The organism is Arthrobacter sp. 05L428 (genome assembly GCF_056397665.1).
In genome coordinates, this window is record NZ_JBFTNW010000001.1 from 267,218 (window position 1) to 278,469 (window position 11,252).

At 68.5% G+C, this 11,252-nt stretch carries 9 protein-coding genes and 2 tRNA genes; 10 read left to right on the top strand and 1 reads right to left on the bottom strand.

The window, feature by feature from the left end; all coding sequences use genetic code 11:
• Nucleotides 1-48: 48 nt before the first annotated feature.
• From AC1DH3_RS01290 to AC1DH3_RS01300, 3 genes are read left to right on the top strand one after another with little or no spacing between them, the layout of a single operon-like run.
• Nucleotides 49-567: a winged helix-turn-helix transcriptional regulator gene (locus tag AC1DH3_RS01290; RefSeq protein ID WP_476908434.1), complete on the top strand. Its 519-nt coding sequence runs from the start codon at nucleotides 49-51 to the stop codon at nucleotides 565-567.
• A complete protein-coding gene (locus AC1DH3_RS01295) occupies nucleotides 564-1,898 on the top strand; it encodes an MFS transporter (RefSeq protein ID WP_476908435.1) in 1,335 nt (444 codons plus the stop codon). Before AC1DH3_RS01290 ends, AC1DH3_RS01295 begins: the two co-directional genes overlap by 4 nt.
• A 22-nt stretch (nucleotides 1,899-1,920) precedes the next feature.
• The gene (locus AC1DH3_RS01300) at nucleotides 1,921-2,730 is read left to right on the top strand and encodes an SDR family oxidoreductase (protein WP_476908436.1); all 810 of its coding nucleotides are present in this window, start codon (nucleotides 1,921-1,923) and stop codon (nucleotides 2,728-2,730) included.
• Nucleotides 2,731-2,817: 87 nt separating this feature from the next.
• Here AC1DH3_RS01300 and AC1DH3_RS01305 read toward each other — a convergent pair whose 3' ends face one another.
• On the bottom strand, nucleotides 2,818-4,005 hold the full coding sequence (locus tag AC1DH3_RS01305; RefSeq protein WP_476908437.1) for an acyl-CoA dehydrogenase family protein: 1,188 nt from the start codon (nucleotides 4,003-4,005) through the stop codon (nucleotides 2,818-2,820).
• A 54-nt stretch (nucleotides 4,006-4,059) separates the two neighbouring features.
• Here AC1DH3_RS01305 and AC1DH3_RS01310 point away from each other — a divergent pair, with 54 nt between their 5' ends.
• The 7 genes from AC1DH3_RS01310 to AC1DH3_RS01340 all read left to right on the top strand — a co-directional run bounded on the left by AC1DH3_RS01310 (nucleotide 4,060) and on the right by AC1DH3_RS01340 (nucleotide 11,229).
• Nucleotides 4,060-4,707, top strand: a complete 648-nt coding sequence (locus tag AC1DH3_RS01310) for an MOSC domain-containing protein (RefSeq protein ID WP_441416971.1) — start codon at nucleotides 4,060-4,062, stop codon at nucleotides 4,705-4,707.
• A 427-nt stretch (nucleotides 4,708-5,134) separates the two neighbouring features.
• Complete coding sequence (locus AC1DH3_RS01315; RefSeq protein WP_441416972.1) at nucleotides 5,135-7,171, top strand: DEAD/DEAH box helicase; 2,037 nt, start codon at nucleotides 5,135-5,137, stop codon at nucleotides 7,169-7,171.
• 268 nt (nucleotides 7,172-7,439) lie between these two features.
• Nucleotides 7,440-7,511 (top strand) — tRNA-Thr (locus tag AC1DH3_RS01320).
• A 62-nt stretch (nucleotides 7,512-7,573) separates the two neighbouring features.
• A tRNA-Met gene (locus AC1DH3_RS01325) sits at nucleotides 7,574-7,647 on the top strand.
• 205 nt (nucleotides 7,648-7,852) lie between these two features.
• Entirely contained in the window at nucleotides 7,853-8,704 is an 852-nt protein-coding gene (locus tag AC1DH3_RS01330; protein ID WP_476908438.1) for a hypothetical protein, read from the top strand.
• Between the two features lie 161 nt (nucleotides 8,705-8,865).
• On the top strand, nucleotides 8,866-9,525 hold the full coding sequence (locus tag AC1DH3_RS01335; protein ID WP_476908439.1) for an SDR family oxidoreductase: 660 nt from the start codon (nucleotides 8,866-8,868) through the stop codon (nucleotides 9,523-9,525).
• A gap of 132 nt (nucleotides 9,526-9,657) precedes the next feature.
• A complete protein-coding gene (locus AC1DH3_RS01340; protein ID WP_476908440.1) occupies nucleotides 9,658-11,229 on the top strand; it encodes a Na+/H+ antiporter in 1,572 nt (523 codons plus the stop codon).
• The last annotated feature ends 23 nt before the right edge of the window (nucleotides 11,230-11,252 follow it).

Sequence of the window (11,252 nt, forward strand, 5' to 3'; positions counted from 1 at the left end):
CAGCTGCGGCCTCTAGCTATCTTGAAGAAAGCCAGCTAATCTGCCGGTATGGCACTTCGATCCGACTGGTCCCGGCGCAACTGCAGCATGGCCCGCGGCCTGGACATCCTCGGCGACCCGTGGGGCATGCTGGTCCTGCGCGAAGTCTTCTTCGGCAACGGACGCTTCGACGCCATGAAGGCCCGGCTGGGCGCTGCTGACTCGGTCCTCACCCGGCGGCTGGCAGCACTCGTCGACGCCGGCCTGCTCACCCGCCGCCCCTACGACGACGACGGCGGCCGCCGCCGCCAGGAGTACGTGCTCACCGCCAAAGGCGAGGACGCCCTGCCGGTGCTCAACGCCGTCGTGATCTGGTCCGAGAAGCACCTCGCCGCGCCGTCCGAACAGGCGCACATGTTTGTGGTCCACAGCGGCTGCGGGCAGCGCACCTCCTCTGCGGACAGCTGCACGGCCTGCGGCGAACGGCTCACGGCCGAAAACACCAGCTGGCACAGCCTCACCCGGACCGCCGACCCTGTCCCCCTCGCCACCGCTCCGGCGACACGGAAGAACGGAACCGCAGCATGAGTGAGCCCCGCACCTCCACCCGGAGCCGCATCCATCCGGCCTGGATCGTCGCCGTCGTCGCCTTCCTGGCACTGGTCGGCGCTGCCGGTTTCCGGGCCGCCCCGGGCGTGCTCATGGTGCCGCTGCAGACCGAGTTCGGCTGGTCCACCACGGTCCTCTCGGCCGCGGTCAGCATCAACCTGGTGCTGTTCGGCCTCACGGCACCGTTCGCCGCGGCCCTGATGGAGCGCTTCGGCATCCGCGCCGTGACCGCCGTGGCGCTGGTGCTGATCGGGGCAGGCAGCGCCCTGACCGTCCTGGTCAACCAGTCGTGGCAGATCCTGCTGACCTGGGGGCTGCTGATCGGACTCGGCACCGGATCGATGGCGCTGGTGTTCGCCGCCACGGTCGCCAACACCTGGTTCGTGAAGAGCCGCGGGCTGGTGATCGGCATCCTCACCGCGGGCAGCGCGGCCGGGCAACTGGTGTTCCTGCCCTTCATCGCCGCCCTCGCGCAGAGCCCCGGCTGGCGGCAGGCCTCGCTGCTGATCGCCGCCGGTGCCCTGGCGGTGGTGCCGCTGGTGCTGAAGTTCTTGAAGAACTCACCGGCCGACGTCGGTGCACTGCCGTATGGCGCCGAGACCGAGTCCGCGGAGGGTGGGGCTACAGCCGGCGAGACCGCAACGCCGGGGGAGCAGGCGGTCCCGGCCGGGCCCCGCCGGAATGCCGCCGTCCGGGCACTCCAGGTGCTCAAGCGGGCCAGCAGGGTCCGGACGTTCTGGGCACTCGTGGCCGGCTTCGCCATCTGCGGAGCCACAACCAACGGACTGATCGGCACCCACTTCATCCCCTCCGCCCACGACCACGGCATGGCCGAAACCACGGCCGCCGGCCTGCTCGCCGTCGTCGGCATCTTCGACATTCTCGGCACCATCGCCTCGGGCTGGCTGACGGACCGCTTCAATCCACGGATCCTGCTCGCCGTCTACTACCAGTTCCGGGGCATCGGGCTGCTGGTGCTGCCGCTGCTGCTCAGCGCCGAGATCCAGCCCAGCATGATCGTTTTCGTGATCATCTACGGCCTGGACTGGGTAGCCACCGTCCCGCCGACGGCCGCGATCTGCCGCCAGGTGTTCGGCGCGGACGGCAGTGTCGTGTTCGGCTGGGTCTTCGCCGCGCACCAGCTCGGCGCCGCCGCGGCAGCGCTGGCGGCCGGTGCCGTCCGGGACGCCACCGGCCAGTACACGTACGCCTGGTTCGCCGCCGCGGCGATGTGCACCATCGCCGCCGTCATCAGCGCGACCATCCGCAAGGACACCGGAAAGCAGGCGGCCGTCCCGGTCCCGGCCTAGGCCGGACGTTAGGCTGGGCACCATGGTTTCCACCCCGCCCAGGCCAGATAACCCGGACACGCCGGCCGCCGATGCCCCGCCGGTGCAGCGCAAGACGGCCCTGGTTACCGGCGTCGGAAGGCTCGCCGGCATCGGTGCAGGCATTGCGCGGCGGCTCGCAGCGGACGGTTGGGACCTGGTGCTCACCTACTGGCAGGACTACGACACCCGGATGCCCTGGGGCGTGCAGCCGGACGACGTCGAACGCCTCACCGCCGAGCTGCAGGCGACCGGCGCCGCCGTGCTGGCCGTGCCCGCCGACTTCGAGGATCCGCAGGCCGTGGAAAGGCTGATGGCCGCAGTGGCGGAAGAGGCTGGCGCCCTGCAGGGTCTGGTGCTGAGCCACGCCGAATCCGTGGACTCGGGCATCCTGGACACGTCCCTGGAGAGCTTTGAGCGCCACTTCGCCGTCAACACCCGCGCCAGCTGGCAGCTGGTCGCCGCATTTGCCCGGCAGGCGCCGGCTGAAGGCGGTGCAATCGTGGCGCTGACCAGCGACCACACCGCGTTCAACCTGCCGTACGGGGCGTCCAAGGGCGCGTTGGACCGGATCGTGATCGCGGCCGCGAGGGAGTTGGGCCCGCAGGGCATCAGCGCCAACGTGCTCAACCCGGGGCCGGTGGACACCGGCTGGATGGACCCGCAACTGCGCGAGGACCTGGCCCGCCGGCATCCAGGCGGCCGGATCGGCACCCCCGCGGACGTGGCCGGGACGGTGGCGTTCCTGCTCTCACCCGAGGGCCGCTGGGTGTCCGGGCAGCTGGTCAAGGCCGACGGAGGCTTCTCCGCCTGAGGCCGCGCCGTCGCCGCCGTCGAGATGACATTTCACGGCAGTGTGGTGCGGCAACACTGCCGCGAACTGTCATTTCACCCCGCGCCGCTAGCGGAAGGCGGCCAGCCCGGTGATGTGCTGGCCCAGGACCAGGGTGTGCACCTCGTCGGTGCCCTCATAGGTGCGCACCGACTCGAGGTTGGCGGCGTGCCGCAGCGGTGAATAGTCCAGCGTGATCCCGTTCCCGCCCAGGATGGTGCGGGCCTCGCGGGCAATCGCGATTGCCTCCCGCACATTGTTCAGTTTGCCCAACGAAATTTGCTCCGGCCTCAGCTTCCCGGCGTCCTTGAGCCGGCCCAGCTGCAGCGCCAGCAGGGTGCCTTTCTGGATTTCCAGCAGCATGTTCACCAGTTTCTCCTGGGTGAGCTGGTACCCGGCCAGCGGCTTGCCGAACTGCAGCCGCCACTGCGAGTACCGCAGCGCAGCCTCGTAGGAGTCCCGGGCGGCGCCCATCGCGCCCCAGGCGATCCCGTAGCGTGCCTCGTTCAGGCAGCTGAACGGTCCGCGCAGCCCGCGGGCGGCGGGCAGCTGTGCCTCGGGGCCCAGCCGGACCCCGTCGAAGCCCACATCACACTGGATCGAGGCGCGCATCGAAAGCTTCTGCCCGATCGGCGTGGCAGTCACCCCCGGCGTGCCGGCAGGCACCAGGAAGCCGCGCACGCCGTCGTCGGTCATTGCCCACACCACCAGCACGTCCGCGACGGAGGCGAGCCCGATCCAGCGCTTCGCCCCGTCCAGGATCCAGCCGGCGTCATCGCCCGTACCGTCCCGCCGGGCGAAGGTCTGCATCGCCGCCGGGTCCGACCCGGCGGTGGGCTCGGTCAAGGCGAAGCAGCCGATCGCTTCGCCCGCGGCCATCCGGGGCAGCCACTCCTGCTTCTGCTCCTCCGAGCCCCACAGGTGGATGGCGGTCATGGCGAGGGAACCCTGCACCGAGACGAAGGTGCGGATGCCGGAGTCGCCGGCCTCGAGCTCCATCGCGGCCAGGCCGTACTCGACGGCGGAGCGGCCCGGGCAGCCGTAGCCTTCCAGCTGCATCCCGAGTACGCCCAGCTCGCCCAGTTCCGCTGCCAGTTCGAGCGGGAAGACGCCGTCGTCATACCAGGCTGCGATCCCGGGCCGGATCCGCTGGCTGGTGAAATCGCGGACCTTTTCCCGAACAGCCAGCTCTTCGGCGCTCAGCAGGGAATCGATCGCCAGGACATCGGACACGTCTGTTGCTCCAACACTGCTCATGGGAGCATCCTACTTTCCGCCGTCTGGACGCGGCCCCAGGCCTACACTGGTGCCATGAACACCGCTTCTGTGCTTGCCGTCTGCCGGGTGCACCAGCTGCTCAGCGACGAGGGACGACTGGGCGTGACCGCCATCGACAAGCGTCCCGTGGACGGACCCGTGAAAGTCCACCGGCTGGGCCTCCGCGGTGACATCCAGGCCGACCGGATCGACCACGGCGGCGAAGACCAGGCGCTGTACGCCTATTCCCAGGCCGACGCCGACTACTGGGCCGCGGAACTTGGACGGGACATCCCGCCCGGATACTTTGGCGAGAACCTCCGGGTTGCCGGCATCGACGCCACCAACGCGGTGATCGGCGAACGCTGGAAGATCGGGCTCGACGTCGAAGTGGAAGTCACCTCGCCCCGCCGGCCGTGCAGCACCTTCCAGCGGCGCGTGAACGAACCCCACTGGGTCAAGCGGTTCACCGAGGCCGGACTTGTAGGCACCTATCTGCGCGTGGTGCGCACCGGCAGCATCCAGGCGGGGGACCACATCCACCGGCTCTACGTCCCGGCGCACGGCGTGACGATCGGCAAATGGTTCTCCGACCCCACGGTCCAGGACATGGAGGCGCTGCGGGATGCCGACGCCGATGGCCTGATCCGGCTGCAGCCGGAGTACCACCAGGAATTTGCGAAGCTGCAACCGGCGGACTAGCACGCCCGCCGGAGCGCGGTCCGGGGCCCCGCACAGGCCCGGGCGGTGCGGCATGTGCGCAAGCTCACCGCCGCCGTCGACCCCTGCGTTACCACCTGCAGGTGTGCATGCCTTACACTTGAAATATCCCCCACTCCGGAAATCCCTTATTCCTGCCCAATTTTTGAGGCAGGACTGGCAAGTGTTGGGGCCCGCTACTGTGATGCGGGCATTTTCATAGGGAGAGCCGGCTAAAGAAAACGCTGTACAGACTGCTGGGATAGCAGCCAAGAGTTGCAGCGGGAAGTCCTGCCACGGGATTGCGAAAGCGCCGGGCTTCTATGTGACCGGCCGGTCAACGTATGCCCGGCAATTACGGCACGTGTACTGCGGCTCCGCTCACCTCGGGTTGTGCCGCCTGGCCCCTATGGATGAGGAAGATTCCCCTATGCCCGAAAATCAGGACAACTCCGTCGACACTGAAAACACCCAGGCCGACGTCGAGATCACCGAAACCCCTGCCGCCGAAGCAGCCACCACGCCGGTGGAAACCGCGGCCGAAAACACCCCGAACGATGCCGGTGACGACGAAACCGGTCTCCGCTTCGTCGACCTCGGCATTGATGCCCGCGTCCTTGCCGCCCTGCAGGACGTCGGCTACGAGAAGCCGTCCCCGATCCAGGCAGCGACCATCCCGGTGCTGCTTGAAGGCCGCGACGTTGTGGGCCTAGCCCAGACCGGTACCGGTAAGACTGCAGCATTCGCAGTACCGGCACTGTCCCGGCTGGCCGAACTCCACGACCTGAACGGCCCCTCCCGCAAGACGCAGGCCCTGGTCCTGGCTCCGACCCGCGAGCTTGCGCTCCAGGTCGCGGAGGCCTTCACCTCCTACGCAAAGCACATCGACGACTTCACCGTCCTGCCGGTCTACGGCGGCTCCGCCTACGGACCCCAGCTGGCCGGCCTGCGCCGCGGCGCCCAGGTCGTCGTCGGTACCCCCGGCCGTGTGATCGACCACATCGCCAAGGGTTCCCTGGACCTGTCCGAACTCCAGTACCTTGTGCTGGACGAGGCTGACGAGATGCTGCGGATGGGCTTCGCCGATGACGTGGAGCAGATCTTCCAGCAGACCCCCGAGGGCCGCCAGGTTGCACTGTTCTCTGCCACCATGCCGAGCCAGATCCGTCGCCTCTCCAAGCAGTACCTGAACAACCCGGCCGAGATCCAGGTCAAGTCCAAGACCACCACCGGCGCCAACACGCGTCAGCGGTACCTGCAGGTCATGGGCCCGCACAAGCTCGACGCACTGACCCGCATCCTCGAGGTCGAAGAGTTCGACGGCGTCATCGCCTTCGTCCGCACCAAGATGGCCACCGAGGACCTGGCCGACAAGCTGCGCTCGCGTGGCTTCCAGGCGGCGGCCATCAACGGCGACATCCCGCAGCAGCAGCGTGAGCGCACGGTCGAGGCCCTGAAGGAGGGCCGGATCGACATCCTCGTCGCCACCGACGTCGCGGCCCGCGGCCTGGACGTCGAGCGCATCAGCCACGTGATCAACTACGACATCCCGCACGACACCGAGTCCTACGTGCACCGCATTGGCCGCACCGGCCGCGCGGGCCGTTCCGGCGACGCCGTGCTGTTCATGACCCCGCGGGAGAAGTACCTGCTGCGTTCCATTGAGAAGGCCACCCGCCAGCCGGTGGAGCAGATGCACCTGCCTACCGCGGAAACGGTCAACACCCTGCGGCTGGGCAAGTTCGCCGAGAAGATCACCGAAACCCTCGAATCTGAGGACGTCTCGGCGTTCCGCGACCTGATCGCTTCCTACGAGGAAGAGCACAACGTTCCGGCAGCCGAGATTGCCGCTGCACTGGCCGTCATGGCGCAGGGCGGACAGCCGCTCCTGGTCAAGGAACTGCCCGCCGCGCCGGAATTCCAGAAGCGCGAGCGCTCCAAGGACGGGTTCGGCTCCCGTGGCCCGACCCGCACCCTGACCGAGGGCAACGCCACCTACCGGATCGCCGTCGGACGCCGCCAGCGCGTCATGCCGGGTTCCATCGTGGGCGCCATTGCCAACGAAGGCGGCATCTCCTCGGCCCAGATCGGCGGCATCGACATCCGCTCGGACCACTCCCTCGTGGAGCTCCCGGCGGACCTGAGCCCGGATCAGCTGAAGGCACTGTCCCGCACCCGGATCGGCGGCGAGCTGATCCACCTCGAGCTGGACAACGGCCGCAAGCCCTCCGGCGACCGGGGCGCCTACCAGGGCAACCGTGGCGGCGAGCGCGGCGGTTACTCCGGTGGCAGCGGCAACTTCAAGGGCAACGGCGGCTTCAAGCGCGAGTTCCGCAAGAACGACGGCGAGCGTTCCTCCGCTGACCGCGGCGGCCGCTCCTTCAGCGACCGCAACGAGCGCAGCGTCGGCACCGACACCCGCAAGCCCCGCACCGAAGGCGGCTTCAAGCCCCGCAACAAGTGGTAACCACTAGTTCCTAGGCAAGCAGGACGGGCCGGCTCTCTTTGAGCCGGCCCGTCCTGCTTTAAGGTCCGGAGCGTGCGCAGTTCCTGGCACGCTCCGGACCCGTGAGTCGCCTTCGTCACATCCGGGGTGCGGACCGGCCGGAATGGGCCCCCGGGGGATGCCCGAAGGCCCGGGATACCCCCGAAATCGCGCGGATTTTGGCACCGCCGGCAGGGGAGGCCAGCCGATTTGTTGGGAGCCGAATCTTCCGGTAGAGTATTTACTCGTTGCCCCCCTAGCTCAGTGGTAGAGCGCGTTCTTGGTAAGAACGAGGTCACCGGATCGATTCCGGTGGGGGGCTCTGAATGAGGGCCTGCGTCAAGGCGGTTTTTGACCGGCTTGACGCAGGTTTTTCTCATTCGTGGCGGCGTAGCTCAGTTGGTTAGAGCGCACGACTCATAATCGTGAGGTCGGGAGATCGAGCCTCCCCGCCGCTACAGAAAGACCCCGCAGGCCCGGCCTGCGGGGTCCTTTTGTCTTAACCGCCACGAAGAAGCAGGTCATCGGTCTTGCTGGCTGCGTTTCATATCCGCGGAACCAGGTGAGCGTCGAGGGCGGCAGCCGCTACTTGCGTAGGGGTCGTACTAGTCACGGGTTTTGATACTCGTGTGCACAATGGCACACGGGTCTAGGCTCCGGGCCATGAAAGCAAGCCGGCGTCTTCTGATCAGCATCACCTGGCCATTGCTCCTGGCCGCGGGCATCTTCGCCGCCCCGGCGCAGGCCGCACTGCAACCGGCGCCGTGTGGGTCCGGTGTTCGCGACTTCACCTGCGACGGCCGTCCGGACCTGCTCGCGCAGGACAGCCACGGCACACTCTGGCTTTACCCCAACGACGGGGACGGCCATCTGAAACCGCGTATTAGGTCCGGCACGGGGTGGCACTACACCGCCATTCTGGAAGGGGTGGTGCCCGGTCCGGCCCAATATACGGGCGTCTTCGCCCGGGACCGCGAAGGAACCCTCTGGGCGATCCCGAGCAACGGCCACGGCGGCTGGCTCAAACGGATACGCACCGGCGGCGGCTGGAACCAGATGACCAGCATCATCCCCGCCTCACACGAACCCGCGCTCCTGGCAATCGACCGCTCCGGCACGCTGTGGCGGTATCCGTATGAGGTCCGATCGCACAGCATCCACTGGCTGACCCGCCAGCGGCTCGGCGCCGGATGGGCCGGACACATGCTGGTCGCCTCGCGCGGGTACAACGACTCGGACTTCCTGGCCCGGGACACGCACGGCACGCTCTGGCCCTACTACTTCACCTACGACAGCCACTACGGGCCGCACGTCCACCGGTCGCCGTTCAACTACGGTTCCGGCTGGGGCAAGTACAGGAGCATAGTCGAGGACGGTGACTTCGTGAACGTGGACGGGTACATCGACTTCGTCGCCACGGACACCCACGGCGGGCTGTGGCTCTACGCGAGTGAACGCGGACTCAAGCACCGCGTGCAGATCGGCCACGGCTTCAACGGCTACACCATCGGGTAACTACTACGGGACCTGCCAGGTTCGGCGGTCCGGGTTCCGCCGTTGCTCTGTCACTTATGGCTGTTCTGCCGCGCCCACAACCGCCAGAAGTGATAGCGCATCGCGCTCGAATGGCCACGGTCCGGGTGCGGGGACGGGGCTCGGTGGGACAGAATGGGACGATGACGCGAATCGCAATCATCGGCGGCCACGGAAAAGTGGCTATGGAACTGTCCGGCATCCTCTCGAAGGACGGGGCCGAGGTGACCTCCATCATCCGCAACCCGGACCATCGCGACGACGTCGCCGCCACCGGCGCCACCCCGTTGGTGCTCGACGTGGAGAAATCGACGACGGCGGAAATCGCCGAAGCGTTGAAGGGCCACGACGCCGTGGTGTGGTCCGCCGGCGCGGGCGGCGGTAGCCCGGAACGCACCTATGCCGTGGACCGGGACGCGGCCATCCGGTCGATCGACGCCGCGGGCGACGCCGGCGTCCGGCGCTACCTTATGGTCTCCTACCTCGGGGCCGGGCCGGACCATGGCGTCCCCGCGGACAACAGCTTCCACGCCTACGCCGAGGCCAAAGCTGCCGCGGACGCCCACCTGCGTGGCAGCGGCCTGGAGTGGACCATCCTGGGCCCGGGAGCCTTGACCGACGGCCCCGGCAACGGTCTGCTGGACGTCAACCCCACCGATACCTCTGACGGCACCGGCACCTCGCGCTCCAACGTGGCGCTCGTCGCCGCCGCGGTGCTGGGTCTGCCGCAGACCGCAGGCCGGACAATCGAGTTCCGGGACGGAACCCTGCCGCTCGCCGCGGCCCTCGGTCCCGTGAGCTAAACCGGCGAACTGGACCCGTGAGGTAGTCGGCCGGGCCGGCCCCGGCGAACCAGTGCCCCGATAGGGTGGTGGGGGCGGCTGGCGCGTCGATGGCCGGGGACTGGTCGCCGTCACCCCGGGGAAAGAGTGCACATGGACCAGCTGGCCCTCATCATCGGACTTCTTCTGGCCACCGTGGTGGCGGTGGGCCTGGGCGACCGGCTCCGCCTGCCATACCCGGTCCTGATGCTGATCCTCGCCGCGTCGCTGACGTTTATCCCGGGCTTTCCGGAGGTGGACATTCCGGCGGAACTGATCCTGCCCATCTTCCTGCCGCCGCTGCTCTTCGCGACCGCGCAGCGCAGTTCCTGGGCCGTCTTCCGGGTGCGCTGGCGGACGCTGCTGATGCTCGCCGTAGCGCTTGTGGTGGTTTCCACCGCCGTCGTGGCAGGCGCCGCCTGGCTCATGATCCCGGGTATCGGCATCCCGGCCGCGATCGCCCTGGGCGCCATGGTGGCCCCGCCCGATCCCGTGGCGGTGGACTCCATCGCAGGCAGGGTCCACATGCCGCGCCGGCTCATCACGGTCCTGCAGAGCGAGGGCCTGTTCAACGACGCGGCCGCCATCGTCATTTTCCAGGCGGCCGCGGCGGCCTCCGTTGCCGGCAGCAGGGTGGGGCCCGACGTCGTTCTCCAGTTCGCCGTCGGGGCGGCCCTTGCCGTCGGCGTCGGGATCGGGATGGGCTGGCTCACGCGCCTCATCACGCGTCTGGTGCACTCGATGGTGGCCCGCAGCGCGGTCACGCTAGTGGTCCCGTTTGCCGCCTACATCCTCGCTGAGGAGGTGCACGCCTCCGGCGTGATCGCCGTCGTCGTCACGGCCTTGGAGATCCAGCGGCATTCACGGCCGCAGGAGGCCGCCGAACGGGTCACCCGCACGGCGTTCTGGGATGTGGTGGAGCTGCTCGCCACGGGCCTCGCCTTCGGGCTGGTGGGCCTGGAGATCCGCCAGGTCATCCACGACGAGGGCACCGCGGTGATCGGAATGGCCGGAACAGCCGCCGTGGTCTGCGTGCTGGTTTTCGCCGTGCGGTTCGGCTGGCTGGCGATGATGTCGGGCCTGGCGCGGAGCAAGAAAAACACGCTGCGTCCCACCTCCGCGAAAGAGGTCTTGATCCTGACTTGGTGCGGCATGCGCGGCTTGGCCACCCTGGCGCTGGCGCTGGCCCTCCCGGCCACGCTGGCCGACGGGACCCCGTTCCCGGCCCGCAGCGAGCTGCTGGTGATTGCGTGCGCCGTGCTGCTGGCCACGCTCGTGCTGCCGGGTCTGACATTGCCGTGGCTGATGCGGGTCCTGAAGGCCTCGGAGGACGGGTCCGTGGAGCGCGACGCCGCCCGGCTGCTGGCCTCCCGCGCGCAGCAGGCGGCCATTGCGGCGCTGAAGGACCACGAGCTTATGAAGGAGCTGCCGCAGGAAAAGGTGGCCCTGGTCAAGGAGAAGATGACCCGGCTGCACGCCGAACTCCTGGACGGCAGCCTGCGGAACGAGAGCGTCACCGAAAAACGCAAGCGCGGCCGCGAGCTGGCCATTGCCGTCCAGACCATCGCCCTCGACGCCGCGCGTCAGGAGGTTGTGGCGGCCCGGAACGAACCCGACATGGACCCGGAGGTCGCGGACCGGGTGCTGCGGCAGCTGGATCTGCGCACCATGATCATGCCGGAGTGACGCACCGGCCCACCGGTAAGTCC